Source organism: Luteithermobacter gelatinilyticus (assembly GCF_005849285.1).
Classification (GTDB): Bacteria; Pseudomonadota; Alphaproteobacteria; order Sphingomonadales; family Emcibacteraceae; genus Luteithermobacter; species Luteithermobacter gelatinilyticus.
This window is the reverse complement of the sequence record NZ_CP040517.1, coordinates 2,118,889-2,142,322: the sequence shown is the minus strand read 5'-3', so window position 1 is coordinate 2,142,322 and position 23,434 is coordinate 2,118,889. Positions and strand designations below refer to the sequence as shown.

The following is a 23,434-nucleotide window of genomic DNA, read 5'->3' as shown; positions in this document are numbered from 1 at the left end:
CCAGATAGGTAGATAAATATAAAAGGTTTTTTTGGGAACAACTTATGAAAAAATCAAAACCCGATCCTGTTGACGTGCATGTAGGTTCACGAGTCCGGCTGCGCAGAACGCTTCTCGGCATGAGCCAGGAAAAGCTGGGCAATGCGCTTGGCCTGACGTTCCAGCAGATTCAGAAATACGAACGTGGCGCGAACCGGATTGGTTCCAGCCGTCTTTATCAACTGTCCCAGATTCTGGATGTCCCGGTGTCGTTTTTCTTTGATGACATGGACCAGAAGGAGGCTGGCCAGCGGGGTTTGTCTGAGGGGGGCAAGCAGACATTCGAGGTGGATCAGTTGTCACGTCGGGAAACCCTGGAACTGGTTCGGGCTTATTACCGGATTTCGGATCCGGCCGTACGCAAAAAAGCGTTTGAACTGGTCAAGGCACTGGGCAATTCTGCACTGGCGATTCAGGCCAACGATTAAGTGCCGTGACCATATTCGTCTGGCAGAGCCTTTTTCCCAAGAGAGGGGAAGAGGCTCCAGCAGTATAAAAAGATATCCATTAGCATGAAAAGCTTCCGTTTGGTATGACAGATCATGTATATGATCTGTCTTTACGTTTAGAGTGAATCGGGTCAACCTAATAACAATTCACTCTGAGACAGTTTTTTTGTGTTTTGAGGTGTTTGATGGACCTTTATGCTCTGACCAGACCGCTGTTTTTTGCCTTGTCACCGGAAACGGCCCATGGCCTAGTGATCCGTCTCTTAAAAGCGGGGCTGGTCCCGGCACAGGGCGGCGGGGACGATGCTGCACTTGGGATCAGTTTATGGGGCCTGAACTTTTCAAATCCGCTGGGTCTCGCGGCGGGATTCGATAAAAATGCAGAAGTGCCGGATGCCATGCTGGCGCAGGGATTCGGGTTTGTCGAGACCGGGACAGTAACCCCGCGTCCCCAGCCCGGCAATCCGAAACCGCGCCTGTTCCGCCTGACCGAGGATGAGGCGATCATCAATCGGTTGGGATTTAATAATAAGGGGCTTCAGCGTTATGCCGCCAATCTGGAGCGCCGGCGTCTTTTGGCTAAGGAGGGCATCGTAGGGGCCAATATCGGCGCCAACAAGGACAGTGAAGACCCGATTGCCGATTATGTGACCGGGTTGGAGCGTCTTCTGGGACTTGCAGACTATTTCACCGTCAATATCTCCTCGCCCAATACCCCTGGCTTACGCAAACTTCAGGGCCGTGAGGCACTGGATGAACTGCTCAGCCGCCTGATGACAGTGCGCAACCATGCCCGGGAGAAATTGTCTTACCTGCCACCCCTGCTGGTCAAGATTGCCCCGGATCTGGACGACAAGGAACGGTCGGATATTGCTGAAATCATCCTTAAACATGGGATTGACGGTCTGATTGTCAGCAATACTACGGTGGGTCTGCGGGACCAGCTGAAATCTTCTTTTCGGGAGGAAACCGGAGGGCTCAGCGGCCAGCCCCTATTTGAATTTTCCACTCAGGTTCTGGAAGATATGTACCGGTTGACGGAAGGCAGGATCCCACTGATCGGTGTGGGAGGGGTCAGCACGGGGCAGCAGGCCTATGCCAAGATCCGGGCCGGAGCATCCCTCATCCAGCTCTATTCGGCTCTGGCCTATCACGGGCCGGGTCTGGTGCAGAAAATCAAGAGGGAGTTGCTGGCCTGCCTGCGGGAAGACGGTTTTTCTTCTGTCATGGAGGCGGTCGGCGCGGCTCATCGCTAAGTTTTGAGGGATCGTTACGCCCGTCTCACAGGCTCGCGATGACATTTTCCCTTTACGCTGTCATCGCGAGCAGCAGCGAAGCAATCCATAAACCCAGCGGATCACCGTGTCCCTTCCGGGAGGGCCAACCCATTCACAATTCACTCTAATCGTCCGTGTCGCCCATCATGGATTGGAGGTAATTCTGTTCGCCGACCTTGTCGATCAGGGACAGATTGGTTTCCAGCCAGTCAATATGTTCTTCTTCTGATTCCAGAATGTCTTCCAAAAGGTCGCGACTGACATAATCCCGGATGTCTTCGCAATAGGCGATGGCTTCGCGCAGGTCTTTTGTGGCCTCAAGTTCAAGCTTGAGATCCCCTTCCAGCATTTCTCGCACATTTTCACCGATGCGCAGGCGATTGAGGCTTTGCAGATTGGGTAACCCCTCAAGGAACAGGATGCGTTTGACCAGCTCATCGGCATGTTTCATCTCGTCGATGGACTCATCATATTCATGCTTTTCCAGCGCCTTGAGCCCCCAATCTCCAAACATGCGGCTGTGAAGAAAATACTGATTAATGGCTGTGAGTTCGTTTTTGAGTATCTTGTTCAGATACTCAATTATTTTTTTATCACCCTTCATAGCTAATGCTCCTGATCCTGAAGATTTAAGATCAGGATACATTCCGGGGAGGGTTATGTCAACGTATTGATTTTAAAAGGATTTTGATTGTGATAATAAGTAACGTTCTTAATCTTCGTTACGTCAGCCTGACGTTATCCGGCTGAGGCGGCCTGTCTTTCGTTTTGACAGACATTTTCCGCTTCACACAGGCACAGACCGCACTGCGGTTTGACCCCCATGGATTTGTACAGGTCAATAACATTGGTTTCCGGGGTGGTATTGCGCGCGGCTTCCCGGACTGCATTTTCATTCAAACCGTTGCAAATACAGATATACACCTTAACCTGCTCCCTGCTGTTCTTTCGGGCCTCTGTTTCCGCGGGTTCGGATCCGTGAGGCATCCCGGAAATGTCCTCTTCAACACGTGTGTTGCGACTCACCAAATTCTGGAAAAATATATATGAAATTAATAATGATTGTCAACAAAAATAAGAATGCTTCTTAATACCATAAGTAATTATAAGAAGATAGCGGTTATAAGACGTGACGCAGGAAACTGGATTTTCCGGGAAAAAAGAGATAAACAGCATCTCAGCAGAGATTTATGCAGTAAAAATTTATAAGGAGAAAGTGCTCATGACGGTCACCATTTACCACAACCCCCGCTGCAGTAAATCCCGGCAGACCTTGGCCCTGCTGGAGGAAAAGGGGATTACGCCACAGGTTGTTGAATATCTGAAAGACGTGCCTTCTGTAGAAAAACTGAAGGACATTCTGCGTATGCTGGGGATGGCGCCGCGGGATCTGATGCGCAAGAAAGAAGCGGCGTATAAGGAAAACGGTCTGGATGATGAACGTCTTGATGACGATACTCTGATCCGGGCTATGACCGAACATCCGATCCTGATAGAGCGGCCGATTGTGGTAGCCAATGGCAAGGCCGCGATTGGCCGTCCGCCGGAAAGTGTCCTGGATATTCTTTGAACCGGATGTTTGGGGTTTGACTGAATGTTGATGAGCCGGGACCGTTCCGGAATCCTCATCCCGGAATTCTCATCCCGGAATCCTCATAGCGAGGCGCGCCAGCAGCGAAGCAATCCATGGGAATCTCATGACCTCTTCTGCTTGGTCATGCCGGACAAGCTTAAGCGCGATCCGGCGTCCGCCGGGCCACCCTTGGTGGCGGCCTGTTCGATGGCCGGGTACCGTTGGACAAGCGTGATGGCGCGAACCAGAATAAATATACAATAACTTAGCCACAGGCCGTGATTGGCCCAGAGCGGCAGTCCGATGGCAAGGCTGAGGCCGTAAGCCAGCACAGCAATCACCATACTGTTGCGCATGGCGCTACCGGCGGTGGCGCCGATGAAAATGCCGTCCAAAAGAAAACTCCAGACCGACACCAGCGGCAGCAGGATCAGCCAGATCAAATATGATCCGGCTGTTTCGCGGACAGTTTCCAGGTCGGTCAGCAGAGCGACAATTGCCGATCCCCCTAAGGCATACAGGAGGCTGAAGGCAAGGGCTGCAATCAGCCCCCATTTCCCACATATTTTGACGGCCTCGCGCAGGCGGGCGGGATCCCGCCGCCCGGTTTCCCGTCCCACCAGGATCTCTGCCGCCTGGGCGAACCCGTCCAGACCGTAGGATGTGAGCATTTGCAGATTCATTAATATGGCATTTGCGGCGAGAATGGTTTTGCCAAATCCCGCGCCCAGAATGGTGAAGGTAGCCATGGATCCCGTCAGCAGCAGAGTCCGGATAAAAATATCCCGGTTGAGACGAAACATTCTGGCAAAAGCCGCAAGATTATAAAACCCCTTGCGGGCCGGGGCGCTGAACAGGGACAATCTGAAACGTATGCGATAGGCCCGGGCAATCAAAATAAAGGACAGTGCCGCTGCCAGTGCTTCCGCACACAAGGTCCCCAGAGCCACCCCGTCCACATCCATCTGATACCCATAAACGAACAAAACATTCAGCGCGATATTCAGTAGGTTCATGAAAATCTGCACAATCAATGCATCGCCGGCCCGATGCAGGCCCAAAAGCCAGCCCACGGCCACGAAGTTAAGCAGGGCGAAAGGCGCGCTCCAGATACGGATGGCAAAATAACCGTCTGCCAGCCGCTCTACCTGCGGTTCCGCATCGGTCAGGGCGAAGGCGGCCTGGGCAATCAGCGGATGGATCAGAATGAGGCAGGCGCCGATCAATACAGCCAGCAAAGCGGCCCGGAGCAGGGTCAGGCCGGCTTCTGCCGCATCGCCTTGGCCTTCCGCCTGGGCCGTAAATCCGGTGGTGGCCAGGCGCAGAAAATTAAACCCGGTATAGAGGATGCCGAAAATCATGGCACCGAGCGCGATGGCTGCCAGATAACGCGGGTCCGGCAAGTGGCCCATAATATAACTGTCCGCCAGTCCCAGCAGGGGAATGGACAGATTGGCCAAAATAGAGGGAAGGGCAATGCGCCACATTTCCTGGCTCAAGCCGGTTTTCTGCGGAAGGGAGGGCGCTGTGGTTTTTTTGGTCATGGTTGCATCATACCGGCAAAGGGTAAAAAGGGAACTGGCAAACTTCAGGTGACAAGGCTTCAATGAGCAAAACTTTATCCGGCAAATGAAGGTAGACGAGCCAGTAATTATTTAATATATTAAATAAAAATGCCGACGATAAAACATTAAACAAATGTAAAATTAAATATTTTACATTAAAACTTGCAATAAAAATAAAACTGGAATATGGATCATGATAGTGTAAAAGCCGGGGAAAGACGGTGTTGTAAATTGTTGTTTCCGGCCGTTACCGATATTATATGCAATAATATAAGTCGTAGCATCAGAAGGAAAATCCGGGTGTTCTGTCTCCGGATGCGATGAAAGAAAGTTAAGGAATTCAGACATGGATGGGCAAAGCACTGCCGCGGCACATGAACAAGCAATAACGGAAATGGAATCCGTTGTCGTCCGTTTCGCCGGTGATTCCGGGGATGGCATGCAACTTACCGGAAACCAGTTCTCGGTGGCAACGGCGCTTGAAGGCAGTGACCTGTCGACGTTTCCCGATTTTCCGGCCGAAATCCGTGCCCCTGTGGGCACCACTTTCGGGGTATCCGCCTTTCAGATCAATTTTGGTTCTGTTGAAGTGTCCACCGCCGGGGATGAGCCGGATGTGCTGGTGGCGATGAACCCCGCGGCGCTCAAAGTCAATCTGGCGGGGCTCAAAGTGGGGGGGCTGATCATTGCGGATGAAACGGCCTTTGATGACAAAAACCTGCGTAAAGCGGGATATGACAGCAACCCGCTGACCGATGGCTCGCTCGCGGAATATCAGTTGAGCGCGCTGGATATTTCTAAAATGACGCTGGAGGCGGTGAAGGAATACGGTCTGGGCAATAAGGATGCGCTCAGATGTAAGAATATGTGGACTTTGGGGCTGCTGCTGTGGATGTTCGGGCGCAAGCGTCAACCCATTATCGACTGGCTTGAAGAGAAATTTGCCTCTAAGCCGGAAATCGCCAAAGCCAATATTGCTGCGCTCAATGCCGGTCATGCGTATGGGGAAACAGCGGAAATGTCCGGTAATATTCGCCAATATCATGTGGGCCGCTATGAGGAAGAACCGGGCGAATATCGGACCGTGAATGGCAACCAGGCGCTGGCCTGGGGACTGTTGACTGGATCGCAGCTGGCGGATCTTAAGCTTGTGCTGGGCTCCTATCCTATTACCCCGGCGTCACCTCTGCTGCACATTCTGTCGGGTCTTAAGGAATTTGGCGTGGTCACCTTCCAGGCGGAAGACGAGATTGCCGCAGTGTGCGGGGCCATCGGGGCGTCCTTTGCCGGGGCTCTGGGCCTGACCACCAGCTCCGGCCCGGGCATTGCGCTCAAGACCGAGGCCATTGGCCTGGCCATTAGTACGGAACTGCCGCTGGTGATTGTGGATATTCAACGGGCGGGGCCGTCAACGGGGCTGCCGACAAAAACCGAACAGTCCGATCTGTTCCAGGCGGTCTGGGGCCGCAACGGCGATGCGCCGCTGGTGGTTCTGGCGGCCTCCAATGCCACGGACTGTTTTGAGGTGGGCATCGAAGCCGTACGTCTCGCCACCAAATATATGACACCGGTGATTATCCTGTCCGACGGGTATATTGCCAATGCGGCCGAACCCTGGAAAATTCCCGATGTGGATAAGCTCAAACCTTTCCCGGCGCGTTTCCATACGGAACGGGAAGGCTTCCATCCCTTCCTGCGGGACCCGCAAACGCTGGCCCGGGTCTGGGCCAAGCCGGGAACGGAGGGACTGATGCACAGGATCGGGGGGCTGGAAAAAGGTTATGATAGCGGTCATATTTCCTATGATCCGCTCAATCACCAGAAAATGACCGATATTCGCCGCCAGAAAATCGAAAATATCGCCCATGACATCCCGGAGCAGGTTGTGGATCAGGGACAGGCCGGGGGTAAACTGGTGGTCGTGGGCTGGGGGTCCACCCGCGGCGCCATACATCAGGCGGTCAGAAAGGCCCGGGGCCAAGGGCTTGATGTGTCACATATCCATCTGCGCAATATCTGGCCGTTGCCGCGCAACCTGGGAGACTTGCTGAAGTCCTATGATCAGGTGATCGTGGCGGAAATGAATGTGGGACAGCTGAACACGCTGTTGCGCAGCCAGTATCTGCTGGACACGAAACTGTTGTCCAAGGTCACGGGCCAGCCTTTCAAGATTTCGGAAATTCTGGATGCCATTCGCACCACATTGGGAGCGGACAAATGAATGAACAGGTAAAACTCAAAGCTAAAGATTTCGCCACGGATCAGGAAGTCCGCTGGTGTCCCGGATGTGGGGATTATGCCATTCTGAAAGGGGTTCAGACGGCGCTGGCCAATATAGGCGCAACACCGTCCAATACGGTCTTTGTCTCAGGAATCGGCTGTAGCTCACGGTTTCCCTATTACATGGAAACTTACGGTTTTCACACCATTCATGGCCGCGCGCCGGCGATTGCCACCGGGGTCAAACTGGCCAATCCGGATCTGGATGTTTGGCTGGTCACCGGCGACGGGGACGGGCTCAGCATCGGGGGCAATCATATGCTGCATGTTCTGCGCCGCAATGTAAACATGCAGATCATGCTGTTCAACAACGAGATTTACGGGCTTACCAAGGGCCAGTATTCCCCGACCACCAAACTGGGTACCCGCACACCCTCTACCCCGCTGGGTTCCGTAGATGCGCCGCTGGTGCCCTGTCATTTCGCGCTCGGCGCCGGGGCCCGTTTCGTCGCCCGTGCGGTGGATACGGATCTGAAAAGCCTGCCCGGTATTCTCGCCCGGGCGCGAGACCACAACGGCGCGTCATTTGTGGAAATCTACCAGAACTGTATCGTCTATAACGACAAGACTTTCGAACATTTTACCGACAAAAAGGTTGCTGCCGACCGCCAGCTGCATGCCGTTCATGGCGAAAAGCTGATTTTCGGCAAGGAGCGGAACAAGGGGCTTGTGCTGAATGCCCGGGACCTGCGGCTTGAGGTGGTGACCATTGGCGAGAATGGCGTGGGCGAGGATGATATCCTGGTGCATGACGAAACCAATCTCACCCTGGCGCGGCTTCTGGTGGACCTGCACGGGCCCGATGTGCCGGTGGTGGTGGGGGTCATCTATTGCAATCCGGCGGAAAGTTATGAAACCGCCGTGTATGAGCAGATCGAACAGGCCCGCAAGGCCAAACCCGCGCCGTCCATCAATGCCCTGTTGCGCAAGGGGCGTACCTGGGTTGTGGACTAGGTCGTAAACTCATAAATATGATCCATTCTGCCGGGCTGGCCTGGACCAGTTCCTGCGGGGTGTGGCGATCCACAGACGGGGCCGTGGCATGATTGCATTGTCGCTGGTGCGCCGCGCAATAACGAGTCCATTTCTTCAAAACTCCCTCTCATGTTCGTCATGAGATGCCTCAATTCATCTTATTTTCGGTGACGGGTATTGCGGGATTATGCGTATAATCCCACAGATCGGCAAAGGAAACGAAAGGCTGTATGGCGAGGGTGGGCGAACAACATAAGCTGACGGAGCCAAGTGACGAGGCGTTAATCCTGAGGGTGGGGAAGGGAGATCGTACGGCATACAAAATGCTGGTGGATCGGCACTTGGCTACTCATCTGGCGTTTGCGGCCCGCCTTTTGAGCAGTAACCAGGATGCTGAAGATGTGATGCAGGAAGCCTTTGTCAGGGTCTGGAAACATGCCGGGAACTGGGATCCGGCGCGCAATGCCAAATTTACCACCTGGTTTTACCGGGTTGTGATGAATCTATGCCTGGATGTGCTGCGCAAACGCAAACCCGGTGATGATCTGGAAAATGCCCATGACGTCACGTCGGAGGAGCCTTCGGCGGAAGAGGAAATGGACCGGCAGCAGAAAAGCTACCGCCTGCGCGAGGCCCTGGAGAGCCTGCCCGAGCGTCAGAAAATGGCAGTTGTCCTGTGTTATCTTGAAGAACTGAGCAACAAGGAAGCGGCTCATATTATGGGAGTAAGTGTGAATGCAATGGAGGCTCTTTTGGTGCGGGCGCGCAGAAAACTGGCGACCGTTCTGGCCGTGCAACGCAAGGAGCTTCTGGAGGAGATCGGCAAATGACCTATGAGGATATGACACCCGATGAAATGAAGAAACTTCTGGAGCCCTATAAACAGAGGTATAGCCCGGCTCCCTCGCGCCGTTTGCGGGAAGCCGTGCTTGCGATTCCGGACGAGGTGGTGCAGTCTCCCGTCTCGCTGTGGTATTGTTTGGGGCGCAAAACCTTTTGGGGGTACCTGGCGCCGCGTCTGGCGGGGCTTGTTATGGCCTGTTTCCTCGGGGTGTATCTTGGTCTGGCAATGCCCCCCGTTGATACCGAAGAAAATCTTGACCTTGCCTATAACCAGTATCTTATTCTGGGAGATGACATCTTGTTTTTATTTGGGGAAGAGGGGGCGTCATGAAAGAATTTCTGAGTAGAAAATGGCTTCATGTGATCCTGTTTGTCTCGTTGGCGGTTAACCTGTTTCTGGCTGGTTTTCTGGTTTCGCGCGCCATGATGCCGTCCGGCCATGCCCGCTCTCATTCTCCGCATGGGCTTTCCGCCATTGCCCGGCACATGTCCCCGGAGGACCGGCGGGAGCTGTTCCGGCATTTGAAACGGGATGGTCATCCGTTTCGGGAAAGTCATGAACAGCTTGCCCGTTTGCGCCAGCAGGCGATGGATCTCCTGATGACGGAAAATGTGGACCGGGCACGTCTGGAAAAGGTGTTGGCGGCGGAAAGGGAGGCGCATCTGAAGATTATCAGCCGGGTGCAGAATGCGCTGGTGGACCGCCTGATGGCCATGCCGCTGGAGCAACGCCGCAAGATTATTGAAGAAACCCGGGAAACCTTGAGGGCCAAACGGTTCAAGAGAGCTGATAATGGTCCCCGAAAATCACCCCCGAGCCCCGGGCCCTGATATTGTACTTTCGGACAGTGTCAGGAACGCCGGACCTGGTCGCTCTTTTAAAAGAACAGCATAAAAAGTGGGCCCCCGTCTATACGAGGGCGCAAAGTGAGGGGATGCAGGTTTCGGGAAGGTAAAATTCAGTTTTTGACAACCGTGTTGGCTGAAACGGCAGAAATTTTCTTCAGATTATTCTGCAACACCTGATCCCCATCATTAACGTTAAGTGCCGTTTCGATATCTTTTATGGCGGCGTCCACCTGTCCCGCATGATACAGGGCTACCGCCCGGTTATTCAAAGCCGTCCAGTCCTTGCTGTTGATTTCCAAAGCTTTGCTGCACAGGCTTTGGGCCCGATCGTAGGAGCCGCTCAGCACATCCAGCGCGCAGAGATTGGCGTAAAGCTGCCCACGCTGTTTTTCCGCATAGGGTTTCTTGAAAGCCTTGACATAAAGCGCGCGGGCCTTGTCCAGTTTGCCCTCCGAAACTGCTTTCATGGCGCGCCGGGGCAGGTCGCCCTTGACGGCATGCCATAACAGGGACTGATCAAGCGTGACATTTTCCGCATGAGCCGGGGCAAAGGCCGCCGGGCTGAGAAGAAGAGCGGCGATCATGGCGCCGCCCGTTATTTTCCTGAGGTTAAGCATGATAAGGTCTCCTTTTTATCAAGAATGATTTTAGTATAAAAATATTGAATGGAAATATCATATTATTCTATAATATCTATTCATTATTGAATTGACTGGGAAATGATATGGACTGGAATGCGTTAAAGATTTTTTTAGCGATTGCCGAAGCTGGCAGTCTGTCCGCCGCCTCACGCAAACTGCACATGAGCCAACCGACCCTGAGCCGTAAACTGATGCAACTGGAACAGGATCTGGACAGCCAGCTGTTCCAGCGGCTGCCCAAGGGGCTTGTGCTGACGGAATCCGGGGAAAAGATTCTGAGTGCCGTCAGGGCGATGGAAGAAATGGCGCTGGATGTGGAAAAGGCGGTTACGGGGCAGAACAAGCGGTTGGAAGGCACGGTGCGGCTGACCACGACGGAATTTATTGGCACTTACTGGATCACCGAAGAAATGAAGCTGTTTCGTGATAATTATCCCGGGATCTGTGTGGATTTGAATGTGAGCATGCAACCCATTGACCTGTTGCGCCGGGAAGCGGATATTGCCATCCGGTTGGGTCGGCCCATGCAGCCGGATCTGATTGGCAAAAAGCTGGGCCAGTTTGAAAATCACATGGCTGCCAGCGCGGCCTATCTGGAACGGTATGGGGCCCCAAGGGACAGTGCTGCCCTTAAGGAGCATCAGATTGTGGGGTTTTCTGATGAGATGATGACCCATCCGTCCGTGTGGACAATCTTCCGGGCGTGTGATCCGGCAAAAATCCTGTTTAAATGCAACAGCCTTCTGGGGTCGGTTGAGGCTGTCCGGAATGGTCTGGGCCTTGGTCTGGTGTCGGAGTTATCATTGCAGCGTTACAGGGAAATAAAACCATTGCATATTCCAGGGGTGAAGCCGGTTTTGATGGAGGTCTGGCTGGTGACCCATGCCGACATTCGCCACAATGCCCGCATCCGGGCGCTTTATGATTTTCTTGGCGAACGTATCCGGGCCCGGTTTCAGGATCTTATCGATCCGTTTGATGCGCTCCGGGGTATCCAGGCGACCACACAATAAACGATCCCTGCCACCAGAGACAGAGCCAGCCCCAGCCAAAGCCAGGTCATCATTGGATATTTCCGGATGACGATTGTGTAGGTGGCCTTGGCCGTCTCGTGAGAAACGGCCGCCGGTGGGGAGTCCCCATAGGCATCCACTGACGGCAGCCAGACCTGAAGATCATAACTCGGTCCCCGATAAATATAGGGTGCCAGAATATGTTCCGGCCCCCGGGAGAGACGTGCAAAACGGTAATCCATCATTTCACAATACTGCCGGATCGGCATATTGTCGTCGTTAAAGGCGCGGCGTTCGTCTCGGTACAGGGTTTGTCCCGCGCCCAGCAGCCGCAGCTCCCGGTCGGCGGTACTCAGGCTGAGACGGACATTGGTAAGTGCCCGCAGGCTTTGTCCGCCGCCGGGGATGTAAATACCGTCAGGTTTCGTGGAATATTGCGGTGGGGCAATGTCCAGCAGATATCCCCCCGGCAAGCGTACCGGGGTATGAAAGGCCTGGGGGAAGCTGACCTGGGTTTTGCTGGTACTGTCCAGGATGGTGGCACAGAGTGCGGAAAACAGCGCGATCATCATACCCATGTGAATGAGCCCCACCGGAGCGACATAGCCGTAATAGGCTCTAAGGTTCCGGCGGTTGACCCCTATCGGCGCGGCATAGACCAGACAGGCCAGACAGAAATAGACAACTCCCACCAGCAGCATGTTGAGTTCATAAAAATTGCGCCGGGTATGTACCGAAGACGTGCCGGAAGCGTCGTAAAAATATTCCAGTGGCCGGACATATTCGGCCATCAGAATCATAAGAAATATGACCCCCAGGCTAATCCCCCACCGGACGTGTCGCGACCAGGCTGGCAAAAACCGGTGTCCGCCGATCAAAGCCCCAGCAATGGCGGGGATCAGGAGGCCGTCATTCAGCGCAAACAGATCGGGGGCCCACTTTTTATGCTGTTCTTTTAAAAGAGCGACCAGGTCCGGCGGGCTGACACTGGCGATAAATTTGAAAAACAGCGGTGGTTTGTCCTTAGGCACGTCCCACAGGGCGCGCAGATAGGCTTCCCCCAGAAAATAACAGCCAATCAGGGCCAGCAGGAAAAACCCGTAGATGGACAAGGTGATCATCAGCCGTGCTTCACTGGTCTTTGTGCCGTTGGCGGGCAAGGTCCTGCGGCAGGACAATGCGAGACTGACAAAAGCCGTCAGCACCAGAACCAGGCTGAGCCCTGCAAGGATGGCGATGGAGGTTTCCCCCAGATAACGATGGGAACTGATCAGCAGGCCGTTGCGAGTCACCAGCATCGAGCTCAGGCAGGCGGCGGCGGTCAGCAGCGACAAAAACGGCAGCAGGCGGGCATAGCGCCGCTCAGGATGATAGAGCCTGAGGCCATGCAGCAGACCGGTCAGCAGGCACCAGACTACAAAAGTGGCCGTCTGCACCGGGTCCCAGTGCCAGATCTGGCCGTAAAAATAATCGCCATACGCCCACCACATGCCACTGGCAAGACCAAGACTGAGCACCAGCCAGGCCAGCCGGCCATAAGTGCGCGTGATCCGGGCCCACTGTCCCGTGCCCCGGACCAGGGCCTCCACCGCCGCCCCAAAGGGGGCCACCAGTAACATATAGGTCAGGAAAATCAGCGGTGGATGAATGGCCATCCAGAATTCGGTGAGATGGGCATTCATGCCCTGATAGGGGGCATGGGCCAATTGTTCAGCGGTGGTGAGGGAAAAGGGATGCCAATATAAGGCGCCTGCACTGAACACTCCCGCCAAAAGCAGGGCGCCGGTTCCTCCCCAGCCGCCGTGACGACAAAGCACCACGCCAAAGACGGCGGCCAGCAGAGCCAGCAGCAGCAGGGTGCCTTCTTCACCGCCCCAGAAATTGCTGATTTTCAGATACAGCGGCAACTCCGGCGCGCTGTACAGCCAGACATAGGCGTAATGGAAATGATCCTGCGCAAGATGGATGACCAGGCCCAAACTGGCGGCCAGAAGGCTGATCAGCATCAGGGGCAGAAATAGGCATCTTGAAGTGGGCCAGAACAGCGCCATGAGGGCGGAGACACCCGCCACTAGGATCAGGCCCCGCTCCGCCAGTGGGCCCAGGGCCAGCCCGGCACTTGTCAGGGTCATCAGGACCAGAATCCGGATCAGCTGATCCTTGAGCTGCTTCCCTGTCAGCATGTTCCTGCTCTCCCCCTGATTGTGTGCGGTAGCCTGCCATCATACAGCATAATGGCAAAACTGCATGCCAAACAGCGCCATAAAAAATGATTCCGGGGGACTCCAAGAGATGTTTCGGCAGGTGCTCATAATGTTATATGGGTTGCTTCGTTGCTGTCGCGTTTCGCAATGATGGTGAGGCTGTGCCGCCAGCGGGGGGACGGCGATCCATCACGTCATGACAGGGGGTGCCGCCCCGTGCCCCGATCCCCCATATGGCAAAAACCTCAAAATTTGCGCGGGCTGGGATGTTTGCTTTTCTTGCGATACTGGCGGGTGCCGGGGCGGCCCGCGGAAGACCGGCCTTTGGTCGCCGGTTTGCGGGCATATTTTTCCAGTGGCGCAATCCCCAGTTCCGCATCCTCCAGCCGTTTGATTTCGTCGCGCAGGCGGGCGGCTTCCTCGAATTCCAGATTGCCGGCGGCTTCCTTCATCTGTTTTTCCAGGCTTTCGATATAGGCGCGCAGATTGTGGCCGACCAGATTGTTGTCATCCATGCCGGTATCCACCAGCACATGATCGCCTTCCGCCACGCTGTCGAGAATGTCACCGATATTTTTCCTGATGCTTTCGGGCGTAATGCCGTGTTCGGCGTTATAGGCCAGCTGTTTGGCGCGGCGGCGTTCGGTTTCGTCCAGCGCCGCTTTCATGCTGCGGGTGATTTTGTCCGCATAGAGGATCACCCGCCCGTCCACATTACGCGCCGCCCGGCCGATGGTCTGGATCAGGCTGGTCTCGGAGCGCAGGAAACCTTCCTTGTCCGCATCCAGAATCGCCACCAGCCCGCATTCGGGAATATCAAGCCCTTCGCGCAGCAGGTTAATGCCCACCAGGATGTCAAAGGCGCCGATCCTGAGGTCACGGATAATCTCAATGCGTTCCAGCGTATCAATGTCGCTGTGCAGATAGCGGACCTTGAGACCGTTTTCATGCAGATATTCAGTCAGGTCCTCGGCCATGCGCTTGGTCAATGTGGTGACCAGCACCCGGTAGCCGGCCTCGATGGTCCGGCGTGCTTCATGCAGCAAATCGTCCACCTGGCTTTCCACGGGACGCACGTCACAGGGCGGATCAATCAGCCCGGTGGGCCGGATCACCTGTTCCACAAAGGCGCCGCCGGTCTGTTCCAGTTCCCATTTGCCGGGGGTGGCGGAAACATAAACGGTCTGTGGACGCATCCGGTTCCATTCATCAAAGGTGAGCGGCCGGTTGTCCACGCAACTGGGCAGACGGAAGCCATAATCGGCAAGGGTCTTCTTGCGGTTATAATCGCCCCGGCTCATGCCGCCGATCTGCGGTACGCTCACATGGCTTTCATCCACAAACAACAACATATTGTCCGGCAGATATTCAAACAGGGTAGGTGGCGGCTCGCCAGGATTGCGGCCGGTGAGATGGCGGGAATAATTTTCGATGCCCGCACAGGTGCCGGTTGCCGCCATCATTTCCAGGTCCAGCTGTACCCGTTCGCGCAGGCGGGCTTCTTCAAGGATTTTACCTTGGGCCTGCAACTCCTTGAGCCGTTCGTCCAGTTCCATGCGGATGGTTTTCATGGCCTGTTCCAGGGACGGGCCAGGCGTTACATAGTGGCTGTTGGCGTAAAGCTTGACCCGCTCCAGATCATTGATTTTCTCGCCTGTCAGCGGATCAAACAGGGTGATTTTTTCCAGTTCGTCACCAAAAAAGTCAAGTCGCCAGGCCCGATCCTCATAATGGCTCGGGAAAATTTCGATCACATCGCCGCGTACCCGGAAGGTGCCGCGTTGGAACGCCTGGTCATTGCGGCGATATTGCAGGGTGACCAACTGGCGCAGCAACTCGCGCTGTTCAAAGATCATGCCCACTTCAAAAGGAATGGTCATTTCCAGGTAAGTTTCGGGTGACCCCATGCCGTAGATACAACTTACCGAGGCGACGATGATCACATCGTCGCGTTCGAACAGGGCGCGGGTTGCGGCATGGCGCATGCGGTCAATCTGTTCGTTGATGCTGGCGTCTTTTTCGATATAGGTGTCGGAGCGCGGCACATAGGCCTCGGGCTGGTAATAATCGTAATAAGATACGAAATATTCCACCGCATTGTCTGGGAAAAAGGACTTCATCTCGCCGTACAACTGGGCGGCGAGGGTCTTGTTATGAGCCATGATCAGGGCCGGGCGCTGGGTCTGTTCGATGATCTGCGCCATGGTGAAGGTCTTGCCGGAACCGGTCACGCCAAGCAGCACTTGATCACTGAGGCCGTTTTCAATCCCTTCGACCAGGGCGTCAATGGCCTGGGGCTGGTCGCCGCTGGGCTTAAACTCTGAGTCGATGCGAAAGCGGATCCCGCCTTCGGTTTTTTCCGGGCGTTTCAACCCGCTAACAGGTATTTGGGGACGATCGGTGGTGATGTTTTCTGTGCTCATGTCCCTAATATGGAAAGAAATGAGCGATATTGCAAACACCTCTTGCAGAAGGACGGCAGTTTTCGTAGGGTCGCGCTGGTATTTAGGACTATTTAATCAGAAAGGGAAAAACAATGGCGTTTATTGCTGATTCCTTGAGCCGTGTGAAACCTTCCCCGACCATAGCCGTCACCACCAGAGCCGCCGAACTGCGCGCGGCCGGGCGGGATGTGATCGGCCTTGGCGCTGGGGAACCGGATTTTGATACGCCGGACAATATCAAGGAGGCCGCCATTCAGGCGATCCGCGACGGCAAGACTAAATATACGCCGGCTGACGGCACACCGGAACTGAAGCAGGCCATTGCCCAAAAATTCAAACGCGAAAACGGTCTGGATTATGACCCTTCGCAAATCACCGTCAATAACGGTGGCAAACATACCCTGATCAATGCCCTGATGGCGACCATCAATCCGGGCGATGAAGTGATCATCCCCGCCCCTTACTGGGTGTCCTATCCGGACATGACCCTATTGGTGGGCGGCGTGCCGGTGATTGTGGAAACCCGGCAGGAAAATGGTTTTAAACTCATGCCCGAGGATCTGGAAAAGGCGATTACACCCAAAACCAAATGGGTGATCCTCAACAGCCCGTCCAATCCTTCTGGCGCGGCCTATAGCCGTGATGAATTGAAGCGGCTGACTGATGTGCTGTTGAAATACCCCCATGTCTGGGTGATGAGTGACGATATGTATGAACATATTGTTTATGATGATTTTGAATTTGTCACCCCGGCCCAGGTCGAACCCAATCTTTACCCGCGCACTCTCACCGTCAATGGCGTGTCCAAGGCCTATGCCATGACCGGCTGGCGCATCGGGTATGCAGCGGGACCGGTGGAACTGATCAGCGCCATCCGCAAGATCCAGTCGCAGACCACCTCCAATCCCTGCAGCATTTCCCAGGCGGCCGCCGTTGAGGCGCTCACTGGCCCACAGGATTTTCTGAAAGAACGCGCCGCCGCGTTCCAGAAACGCCGGGATCTGGTGGTGGGTATGCTCAATGACGCTGAGGGCCTTGAATGCGCCACGCCGGAAGGGGCTTTCTATGTCTATCCCAGTTGCGCCGGCGTCATCGGCAAGACCACACCGGCTGGCAAGGTGATCGAGACGGATCTGGATTTCTGTACTTATCTGCTGGATACCGAAGGTGTGGCCGTGGTGCATGGCGAGGCGTTTGGCCTGTCACCCCATTTCCGGGTGTCCTACGCCACCTCAGAAGAGGTGCTGACCGAAGCCTGCCGGCGGATTCAAAAAGCCTGCGCCGCCCTGAAATAAGGCCGGACCCTTCTCTACTTATATATTTTAATTATCGCCCCGGTTTCCTGCCGGGGCATCGTATTTCTGGTCCTTGAGGATTGCTTCGCCCTTGACCAGCCAGGACAGCCCAAAGGCGAGAACGGCAAGAGTTTCAAACCAAAAAACGGGTTTCAGGGCGGTAAAGGGCTTTTTTTCGCCGTTAAGCACAAACAGATAAAGGGCAATCAGCAGGATCGAAGCCAGAATGGTATACCCGCAGATCCGATATATCCGGTTCCGCATCAATTTTTCCGGCGTTGGCGGCATGTCGGGCGTGGTTTTTATAAACAGGCGCAGACAGAAATAGGCGAGCGTGAGAAAGAACAGCGCCGTGAACAGGGTATGAATCTGGCTGATGACCTGCTGCTGTGCCGTCACCAGATCCGCCGGCGACGGTTTGGTGGGAAACAGGGCAATGCCGATGGCAAACAGGCCGGCCAGATCCCCGGCCAGGTCATCTTTCCGTTCATACCCCCGGTAAGAAAACAGAAACACCCCGATGGCGCACATGATCCCCACAAATACATCCCTCATGCCGGTATAATAATAGTCACTTATGGAGCCCTGAAGAGGCGTGGCGAACAGAATCAGGGCACCAAGTACGAGCACAAAAGGCAGGCTGAGGCCCAGAACCCCGATGGCTTTTCTCAGGGTAAGATAGGAAATCACCAGAGATCTACTTTTGGTGCTCTCGTGTGACATGGGCCCCTCCTTTCGGTGGTGAATTTTGGCACGGTTCGCCTATGGCGTTGAGGGAATAATTTTACCTGATCTGCCGCTTTTCCGACAGAGAATTCATTCTTCAGGCAGGGAAGCCGTTTCGGCCCGTCTTTGCCTGGCCCGGCGTCACTCGGCCTGGGCGGCCTTTTGCTTTTGGTACATGTCCAGAACGGCGGGCCAGCTCTGGGCGAAATAGGCGCGGGCCTTTTTCCAGTCCGGACTGGTGCCCCAGCCCCAGTTATACAGCCGCAGGCGGGTTTCATTTTCCCCCACTGGCTCAAAGAAGAGCTGGACAAAAGTATAATTTTCACCAATGGGCATATAAGGCGGCTGCTTCCAGGTGAAGGAAATCATTTTTTTCGGCTCCACCGCGAGAATTGCGCCTTTCTCCGCTCCGCGCTCGCCTTCCGGCGCATCGGGCAGGAACAGGACTTCATACAGGCCACGCGGTTTCAGATCGGGGTCCACATGGGCGAGCGTACCCATGACGGCGCTGAGCCCCTCGCTAGTGGTCCAATCTAGCCAGACATCCTCCAGATCATCCCGGACAATCACCTCCGCCACGACCGGGGGCAGGGGCGCGGCGGGATCATCTTGCGCCGTCACAAGTCCGGGCCATAAACTCATCAGCAAAGTCCAAAGGAAAACCCCCCTTCTCCTTGCAATACATGATAAACGCATGGCGTGTCTCCCTGAATCCGGATTGTAAAAGTTTTTCACCATAAAATACTCACTGGAAACGTCAAATGAAGAAATTTCTGTGTCGCGAAAACCATAACCTCCTTCACCCCCATTCCGGAGCAGATGCTCAAAGTAAATTCCAAGGGACATGCAAGTGTCGTATTTTTTTGGTATTCTGCCCTTGGTAAGCCGTCACGCGATCATAGGGGATTTTTATATGCGCCCCTTGAACTAGAAGTATTCTAAACTAAATGGTAACCTGCCTATTCAATGGAAAAAGAGGAGATCGTTATGAAGATTGATATTGGTATGGAAGAAAAAACCCGGATGGAAATTGCCAAGGGCCTCAGTCGACTCCTCGCCGATACCTACACCTTGTATCTGAAAACCCATAATTATCACTGGAATGTGACGGGTCCTATGTTCCAGACCCTGCATGTTCAGTTTGAAGAACAATATACCGAGCTCTGGAATGCCATTGATGTGATTGCTGAGCGGATCAGGGCGCTTGGGGAATATGCCCCGGGCACGTATAAGGAATTTGCTGCCTTGACCCGGATTCCGGAAGATGACGGCATTCCGTTGGCCGAAGACATGATTCGTAATTTGGTGCAAGCCAACGAGGCAGTGGTGAAAACCGCCCGGGAAATTGTACCGATTGTGGATGAAGCCGGTGATGAACCCTCTTTGGGCCTGCTTGGCGACCGGATGGAGGTTTCCGAGAAAAACGCCTGGATGTTGCGGTCTCTGCTGGGATAAGCGGGCGGCGTTTCTTACGCTGGAAAACCGGTTCATATGCGTGTAAAGAGGTAGCCCTTCAGGGCTGCCTTTTTTAATGAGGAAAGAATGACAGTAGAGTTGGTGATTTTTGATTGTGATGGGGTGCTGGTGGACAGCGAGCCCATCGCCAACCGGGTTTTGCGGGAGGCGTTGGCTAAGGAAGGCCTTTCCTTGACACTTGACGAAGTGGTGCGGGAATTTGTCGGTCTGTCCATGTCATCAGTGGTGCACCGGGCGGAAGAAATGTTGGGGACGCCGTTACCGGCCGATTTTCTGGACCGGGTGCAGCAAAGGACCTTTGCCGCCTTTCACGAAGACCTGCAGGCGGTGGAAGGGATTCACGAAGTGGTCGCCTATCTCAAAGCGAAAAACATTGCCAGTTGCGTGGCCTCCAGCGGCGATTTTGCCAAGATGGAGGTCACATTGGGCCTTACCGGTCTTAAGGTGGATTTTAACGGGCGGATTTTCAGCGCCTCGCAAGTGACCCGCGGCAAACCCCATCCGGACCTGTATCTCTTTGCTGCGGAACAGATGGGGGCGCGTCCTGAAAACTGTCTGGTAGTGGAAGACAGCCTGCCTGGGGTGAAAGGAGCCGTGGCTGCCGGTATGATCGTGCTGGCCTATTCGGCGCGGGGCGAGGATAAAGAACTGGCCCGGGCTGGGGGCAGGGTGATTCACAACATACTGGACGTGAAAAAATATATCTGAGCAGAGTTTTGCAGACGGGCCCGGGATAGGCACAAAAAAATGCCGGGACAAGCCCGGCACAGTGAAAAATATAGGGAGGCTTCACGTCTGGGAGACAATGAAACAATGCTGTATCCCAAAAGGGAGGTCATGGGTTACAGCGTTCTGAAAAATCAGGGAGGAGATTTTCCAGAAGATGCTGCGTCGCAACATCTGAGAAACAATATAGGCAGAACCCGCTCCCTTGACCACCCCTGATTGCGTCTGGCAGCCATGCACAATATGCATGGCTTGAAATATTTTGTCCGACAAATCCCGGACAAGTTTCCCGACTGCCGCCGTCCTCCTCCATAATCCCGCTGGATTGCCACCTCTCTTTTCCAAGATATATGACAGGCCCAAGATATATGCAGGGGGCGCGATGACGTTTTCCGCTGCGCCGTCATTGCGCGTAAAGGTCTAGGTCATAAACTCATAAAGGGGCTAGCGAGATTTGGCGACATCTGATTCTCTTGGTTCAGTTTGAACAAGGAGGGTTGACGGATGTCGCGTCGTCGTTATGAACTGACTGACTTTGAATGGTCGATCATTGAGCCACTGTTGCCGAACAAGCCGCGGGGTGTTCCGCGAGTGGATGACCGTCGGGTGCTCAACGGCATTTACTGGCGGCTCAGGACGGGCTCGCCGTGGGCGGACATTCCGGAGCGCTATGGCCCTGCGACGACCTGCTACAATCGCTTTGTGCGGTGGCGGAAACAGGGGGTGTGGGACAGGATTTTTGCGGCGATATCGGCCGCTTATGACGGCGATCTGCAAATGATCGACTCCTCATCCATCCGCGTTCACCAGCATGGGGCGAACGCAAAAAAGGGGGGCCCGATGCCAGCCCCGGAAGTTCCGCTGACGCCCGATGCGTGGGGCGCTCGAGAGGCGGTCTGACGACCAAGATCCATGCCCTGGTGGACGCCAATGGACTGCCCGTCGGGCTCAAGCTGACGCCTGGACAGGCGCACGACGGGCGCGCGGCCGAGGATATGCTGGGCGTCATTGGCAAAGGACAAATCCTGTTGGCCGACCGGGCCTACGACTCGGACGCCTTGCGCCAACGGCTCGCCGATCAGGGCGGATGGGCCTGCATCAGGCCATTGGCGCATCGCAAGTCCAAGCCCGCATTCAGCACCTTCCTCTACCGATATCGCAACCTCGTCGAGCGCTTTTTCAACAAACTCAAGCACTTCCGGGCCATCGCCACGCGCTTCGAAAAACATGCCGAAAACTATCTCGCCCTCGTCAAACTCGCCGCCATCAAAATATGGATGCGGTTTTATGAGTCGGTAACCTAGAGTGAATTGTGAATGGGTCAACCTATTCACAATTCACTCTAAAAGCGGGAGCTTTTGAATTGTTCAACCAGATAATCCCGGAAGGCGGTGATGCGTTTCGAATTTCTCAGTTCCTGGGTATAAATGAGATAGGCGGCGAAGTTCGGCCCTTCAACATCTTCCAGAATACGCATAACATTCATGGAGCCCTGAACCAGATAGTCGGGCAGGGCGGCGATGCCGGTGCCGGCCTTTACGGCCTGGAGCACACCATAGATGCTGTTGATTCTGAGCACCGGCTGTCGGGGCGCTTCGGCACCTATGGTCAGGGCCCAGTCAATATTTTTAACGGGAATGATGGGCAGGTCGCCATAGGAAATCAGATCATGATGATCCAGATCCTGCACAGTTTCCGGACGGCCCTTGCGGCTTAAATATTCCGGGGAAGCATAAAGATGGTGATGAAAGATTCCCAGCTTTTTCTGTACCATGTCCAGATGTTCTGCCGGGTGGAATCGAATGGCCACATCGGCTTCGCGAGTGGTCAGGTCCAGGTCGTAATCGGAGACAATAAGCTGAACGCTGATTTCCGGATACCGGTCGATAAATCCGCGAATATGGTTCATCATCCAGGTGGAGCCAAAACTCTGAGTCGTGGAAATCCTGAGTTCGCCGCGCGGCACATCAGTGCCTTCAAGGAGCAATTGTTCCGTAAAATGGATTTTGTCCACCACCTCTTCGGCGGTTCTGAACAGGGTTTCGCCTTCGTCGGTCAGGCTTAAGCCTCGGGCGTGCCGGTTAAAAAGAGAAACATTCAGGCTTTCTTCCAAGGCCCGGATCTGCCGGCTGACGGCGGACTGGCTGAGATTCAGTTTTTCACCCGCATGGGTGAAACTTCCTGAGGAAGCCACGGTATGAAATATTCTGAGTTTGTCCCAATCCATTACGCACCCCAAAAACGCCTAAAGAAGCCTAAGAAAAATGTTCTATGAAACTATAAAAAGCCCGGGCCGGACCATACTAACCCGTAAGATTTTTATTGGACAATAAAAAAGGCGGGACAAAATCCCGCCTTCAAAAAATTTATGACGACGGATCAAAGTCCTTCGGCATTCTCCGCCAGATAGCTGGCCACGCCCTCGGCATCCGGTTTCATGCCGGATTTGCCTTTCTGCCAGCCGGCCGGGCATACCTCACCATGCTGTTCATGGAATTGCAGGGCTTCGACCATACGGATGCTTTCGTCCACATTGCGGCCCAGCGGCAGGTCATTGATGACATAATGACGGATATTGCCTTCCTTGTCGATCAGGAAGCTGCCGCGCAGCGCGACACCGGCATCTTCAATCAGCACACCATAGTCGCTGGCGATTTTCTTGGTAATGTCGGCCACCAACGGGAATTTGATTTTGCCCAGACCGCCTTTTTCCGGCGGTGTGTTGCGCCAAGCATAGTGTGAGAACTGAGAATCAACACTGATTCCAACCACTTTGGTGTTGAGTTCGGCGAATTTGTCCATGCGGTTGCTGAAGGCGATAATTTCTGACGGACAAACGAAGGTGAAGTCAAGCGGATAGAAAAATATCAGGCCGTAGCTGCCTTTGAGATATTCGGAGAGCGTGAAGTTTTCCACAATCTCGTCATTTTCCATGACGGCTGCGGCGGTGAAATCAGGGGCTTTCTGACCAATTAATGATGCCATAAGTGACCTCCATGTAAGGGAATTTTCAGTTGATGGTTTGTTTTAGAATTATTCTAATAGATAAGGCAACCTTA

22 protein-coding genes and 1 pseudogene are annotated in these 23,434 nt (G+C 54.4%); 13 read left to right on the top strand and 10 right to left on the bottom strand.

The features are described 5' to 3' along the window. Positions 1 to 44: 44 nt before the first annotated feature. Both FE788_RS09680 and FE788_RS09675 read left to right on the top strand, forming a co-directional pair. Complete coding sequence (locus FE788_RS09680; RefSeq protein ID WP_138380446.1) at positions 45 to 467, top strand: helix-turn-helix domain-containing protein; 423 nt, start codon at positions 45 to 47, stop codon at positions 465 to 467. 206 nt (positions 468 to 673) lie between these two features. Next, complete coding sequence (locus FE788_RS09675) at positions 674 to 1,744, top strand: quinone-dependent dihydroorotate dehydrogenase (protein ID WP_138380445.1); 1,071 nt, start codon at positions 674 to 676, stop codon at positions 1,742 to 1,744. Positions 1,745 to 1,889: 145 nt separating this feature from the next. Here the strand turns inward: FE788_RS09675 and bfr are convergent, their stop codons facing one another. Further along, entirely contained in the window at positions 1,890 to 2,369 is a 480-nt protein-coding gene (bfr, locus tag FE788_RS09670; protein WP_138380444.1) for a bacterioferritin, read from the bottom strand. A 134-nt stretch (positions 2,370 to 2,503) separates the two neighbouring features. After that, on the bottom strand, positions 2,504 to 2,752 hold the full coding sequence (locus tag FE788_RS09665; RefSeq protein ID WP_138380443.1) for a (2Fe-2S)-binding protein: 249 nt from the start codon (positions 2,750 to 2,752) through the stop codon (positions 2,504 to 2,506). Between the two features lie 235 nt (positions 2,753 to 2,987). On the opposite strand from FE788_RS09665, the gene arsC reads away from it, so the two are divergent. Beyond that, entirely contained in the window at positions 2,988 to 3,335 is a 348-nt protein-coding gene (gene arsC / locus FE788_RS09660) for an arsenate reductase (glutaredoxin) (RefSeq protein ID WP_138380442.1), read from the top strand. 125 nt (positions 3,336 to 3,460) lie between these two features. Here arsC and FE788_RS09655 read toward each other — a convergent pair whose 3' ends face one another. After that, the gene (locus FE788_RS09655; RefSeq protein WP_138380441.1) at positions 3,461 to 4,882 is read right to left on the bottom strand and encodes an MATE family efflux transporter; all 1,422 of its coding nucleotides are present in this window, start codon (positions 4,880 to 4,882) and stop codon (positions 3,461 to 3,463) included. Positions 4,883 to 5,249: 367 nt separating this feature from the next. On the opposite strand from FE788_RS09655, the gene FE788_RS09650 reads away from it, so the two are divergent. The 5 genes and pseudogenes from FE788_RS09650 to FE788_RS09630 all read left to right on the top strand — a co-directional run bounded on the left by FE788_RS09650 (position 5,250) and on the right by FE788_RS09630 (position 9,832). Beyond that, entirely contained in the window at positions 5,250 to 7,124 is a 1,875-nt protein-coding gene (locus tag FE788_RS09650; protein WP_138380440.1) for a 2-oxoacid:acceptor oxidoreductase subunit alpha, read from the top strand. After that, positions 7,121 to 8,137, top strand: a complete 1,017-nt coding sequence (locus FE788_RS09645; RefSeq protein WP_138380439.1) for a 2-oxoacid:ferredoxin oxidoreductase subunit beta — start codon at positions 7,121 to 7,123, stop codon at positions 8,135 to 8,137. The genes FE788_RS09650 and FE788_RS09645 overlap by 4 nt, the downstream gene beginning before the upstream one ends. Positions 8,138 to 8,379: 242 nt before the next feature. Continuing rightward, positions 8,380 to 8,988, top strand: a pseudogene (locus FE788_RS09640) (RNA polymerase sigma factor); the annotation flags it as partial. After that, positions 8,985 to 9,332 (top strand): hypothetical protein, encoded by a 348-nt coding sequence (locus FE788_RS09635; protein WP_138380437.1) that lies wholly within the window; start codon positions 8,985 to 8,987, stop codon positions 9,330 to 9,332. The pseudogene FE788_RS09640 and the gene FE788_RS09635, both read left to right, overlap by 4 nt. Then, a complete protein-coding gene (locus FE788_RS09630; RefSeq protein WP_138380436.1) occupies positions 9,329 to 9,832 on the top strand; it encodes a periplasmic heavy metal sensor in 504 nt (167 codons plus the stop codon). The genes FE788_RS09635 and FE788_RS09630 overlap by 4 nt, the downstream gene beginning before the upstream one ends. Positions 9,833 to 9,960: 128 nt before the next feature. Here FE788_RS09630 and FE788_RS09625 read toward each other — a convergent pair whose 3' ends face one another. Beyond that, the gene (locus FE788_RS09625; protein ID WP_138380435.1) at positions 9,961 to 10,467 is read right to left on the bottom strand and encodes a tetratricopeptide repeat protein; all 507 of its coding nucleotides are present in this window, start codon (positions 10,465 to 10,467) and stop codon (positions 9,961 to 9,963) included. A gap of 107 nt (positions 10,468 to 10,574) precedes the next feature. Between FE788_RS09625 and FE788_RS09620 the strand changes: the two genes are divergently transcribed. Further along, positions 10,575 to 11,504 carry a LysR family transcriptional regulator gene (locus tag FE788_RS09620; protein ID WP_138380434.1) on the top strand — a complete coding sequence of 310 codons (930 nt, stop codon included), beginning with the start codon at positions 10,575 to 10,577 and terminating at the stop codon, positions 11,502 to 11,504. Here the strand turns inward: FE788_RS09620 and ccsA are convergent. Both ccsA and uvrB read right to left on the bottom strand, forming a co-directional pair. Beyond that, positions 11,447 to 13,687, bottom strand: coding sequence for a cytochrome c biogenesis protein CcsA (gene ccsA, locus FE788_RS09615; protein WP_138380433.1), 2,241 nt, complete (start codon positions 13,685 to 13,687; stop codon positions 11,447 to 11,449). The two genes, FE788_RS09620 and ccsA, sit on opposite strands and share 58 nt — an antisense overlap. 266 nt (positions 13,688 to 13,953) lie before the next feature. Then, positions 13,954 to 16,131 carry an excinuclease ABC subunit UvrB gene (gene uvrB / locus FE788_RS09610; RefSeq protein ID WP_138380432.1) on the bottom strand — a complete coding sequence of 726 codons (2,178 nt, stop codon included), beginning with the start codon at positions 16,129 to 16,131 and terminating at the stop codon, positions 13,954 to 13,956. 113 nt (positions 16,132 to 16,244) lie between these two features. On the opposite strand from uvrB, the gene FE788_RS09605 reads away from it, so the two are divergent. Further along, complete coding sequence (locus tag FE788_RS09605; RefSeq protein WP_138380431.1) at positions 16,245 to 17,447, top strand: pyridoxal phosphate-dependent aminotransferase; 1,203 nt, start codon at positions 16,245 to 16,247, stop codon at positions 17,445 to 17,447. Between the two features lie 27 nt (positions 17,448 to 17,474). Here FE788_RS09605 and FE788_RS09600 read toward each other — a convergent pair whose 3' ends face one another. Beyond that, positions 17,475 to 18,170 carry a DUF998 domain-containing protein gene (locus tag FE788_RS09600; RefSeq protein ID WP_138380430.1) on the bottom strand — a complete coding sequence of 232 codons (696 nt, stop codon included), beginning with the start codon at positions 18,168 to 18,170 and terminating at the stop codon, positions 17,475 to 17,477. 144 nt (positions 18,171 to 18,314) lie between these two features. Beyond that, the gene (locus FE788_RS09595) at positions 18,315 to 18,815 is read right to left on the bottom strand and encodes an SRPBCC family protein (protein WP_168190360.1); all 501 of its coding nucleotides are present in this window, start codon (positions 18,813 to 18,815) and stop codon (positions 18,315 to 18,317) included. Between the two features lie 324 nt (positions 18,816 to 19,139). Here FE788_RS09595 and FE788_RS09590 point away from each other — a divergent pair, with 324 nt between their 5' ends. From FE788_RS09590 to FE788_RS09580, 3 genes are all read left to right on the top strand, one after another. Continuing rightward, complete coding sequence (locus tag FE788_RS09590; RefSeq protein ID WP_138380428.1) at positions 19,140 to 19,628, top strand: ferritin-like domain-containing protein; 489 nt, start codon at positions 19,140 to 19,142, stop codon at positions 19,626 to 19,628. A gap of 87 nt (positions 19,629 to 19,715) precedes the next feature. Then, a complete protein-coding gene (locus FE788_RS09585) occupies positions 19,716 to 20,357 on the top strand; it encodes an HAD family hydrolase (protein WP_138380427.1) in 642 nt (213 codons plus the stop codon). 522 nt (positions 20,358 to 20,879) lie between these two features. Continuing rightward, positions 20,880 to 21,679, top strand: a protein-coding gene (locus FE788_RS09580) for an IS5 family transposase (protein WP_425462971.1) whose coding sequence is annotated in 2 segments (ribosomal slippage) — positions 20,880 to 21,206 and positions 21,209 to 21,679 — 798 coding nt in all. Because the reading frame shifts where the segments join, the coding sequence is not laid out codon by codon here. Positions 21,680 to 21,717: 38 nt separating this feature from the next. Here FE788_RS09580 and FE788_RS09575 read toward each other — a convergent pair. Together FE788_RS09575 and FE788_RS09570 are read right to left on the bottom strand one after the other, a co-directional pair. After that, positions 21,718 to 22,602: a LysR family transcriptional regulator gene (locus tag FE788_RS09575; protein WP_138380426.1), complete on the bottom strand. Its 885-nt coding sequence runs from the start codon at positions 22,600 to 22,602 to the stop codon at positions 21,718 to 21,720. Between the two features lie 152 nt (positions 22,603 to 22,754). After that, the gene (locus FE788_RS09570; RefSeq protein ID WP_138380425.1) at positions 22,755 to 23,360 is read right to left on the bottom strand and encodes a peroxiredoxin; all 606 of its coding nucleotides are present in this window, start codon (positions 23,358 to 23,360) and stop codon (positions 22,755 to 22,757) included. Between the last annotated feature and the right edge of the window lie 74 nt (positions 23,361 to 23,434).

Excerpts from the sequence above, each read along its gene's own strand:
- FE788_RS09680 (WP_138380446.1), top strand. The coding sequence starts at position 45 with ATGAAAAAATCAAAACCCGATCCTGTTGACGTGCATGTAGGTTCACGA.
- FE788_RS09675 (WP_138380445.1), top strand. The coding sequence starts at position 674 with ATGGACCTTTATGCTCTGACCAGACCGCTGTTTTTTGCCTTGTCACCG.
- bfr (WP_138380444.1), bottom strand. The coding sequence starts at position 2,369 with ATGAAGGGTGATAAAAAAATAATTGAGTATCTGAACAAGATACTCAAA.
- FE788_RS09665 (WP_138380443.1), bottom strand. The coding sequence starts at position 2,752 with ATGCCTCACGGATCCGAACCCGCGGAAACAGAGGCCCGAAAGAACAGC.
- arsC (WP_138380442.1), top strand. The coding sequence starts at position 2,988 with ATGACGGTCACCATTTACCACAACCCCCGCTGCAGTAAATCCCGGCAG.
- FE788_RS09655 (WP_138380441.1), bottom strand. The coding sequence starts at position 4,882 with ATGACCAAAAAAACCACAGCGCCCTCCCTTCCGCAGAAAACCGGCTTG.
- FE788_RS09650 (WP_138380440.1), top strand. The coding sequence starts at position 5,250 with ATGGATGGGCAAAGCACTGCCGCGGCACATGAACAAGCAATAACGGAA.
- FE788_RS09645 (WP_138380439.1), top strand. The coding sequence starts at position 7,121 with ATGAATGAACAGGTAAAACTCAAAGCTAAAGATTTCGCCACGGATCAG.
- FE788_RS09635 (WP_138380437.1), top strand. The coding sequence starts at position 8,985 with ATGACCTATGAGGATATGACACCCGATGAAATGAAGAAACTTCTGGAG.
- FE788_RS09630 (WP_138380436.1), top strand. The coding sequence starts at position 9,329 with ATGAAAGAATTTCTGAGTAGAAAATGGCTTCATGTGATCCTGTTTGTC.
- FE788_RS09625 (WP_138380435.1), bottom strand. The coding sequence starts at position 10,467 with ATGCTTAACCTCAGGAAAATAACGGGCGGCGCCATGATCGCCGCTCTT.
- FE788_RS09620 (WP_138380434.1), top strand. The coding sequence starts at position 10,575 with ATGGACTGGAATGCGTTAAAGATTTTTTTAGCGATTGCCGAAGCTGGC.
- ccsA (WP_138380433.1), bottom strand. The coding sequence starts at position 13,687 with ATGCTGACAGGGAAGCAGCTCAAGGATCAGCTGATCCGGATTCTGGTC.
- uvrB (WP_138380432.1), bottom strand. The coding sequence starts at position 16,131 with ATGAGCACAGAAAACATCACCACCGATCGTCCCCAAATACCTGTTAGC.
- FE788_RS09605 (WP_138380431.1), top strand. The coding sequence starts at position 16,245 with ATGGCGTTTATTGCTGATTCCTTGAGCCGTGTGAAACCTTCCCCGACC.
- FE788_RS09600 (WP_138380430.1), bottom strand. The coding sequence starts at position 18,170 with ATGTCACACGAGAGCACCAAAAGTAGATCTCTGGTGATTTCCTATCTT.
- FE788_RS09595 (WP_168190360.1), bottom strand. The coding sequence starts at position 18,815 with ATGAGTTTATGGCCCGGACTTGTGACGGCGCAAGATGATCCCGCCGCG.
- FE788_RS09590 (WP_138380428.1), top strand. The coding sequence starts at position 19,140 with ATGGAAAAAGAGGAGATCGTTATGAAGATTGATATTGGTATGGAAGAA.
- FE788_RS09585 (WP_138380427.1), top strand. The coding sequence starts at position 19,716 with ATGACAGTAGAGTTGGTGATTTTTGATTGTGATGGGGTGCTGGTGGAC.
- FE788_RS09575 (WP_138380426.1), bottom strand. The coding sequence starts at position 22,602 with ATGGATTGGGACAAACTCAGAATATTTCATACCGTGGCTTCCTCAGGA.
- FE788_RS09570 (WP_138380425.1), bottom strand. The coding sequence starts at position 23,360 with ATGGCATCATTAATTGGTCAGAAAGCCCCTGATTTCACCGCCGCAGCC.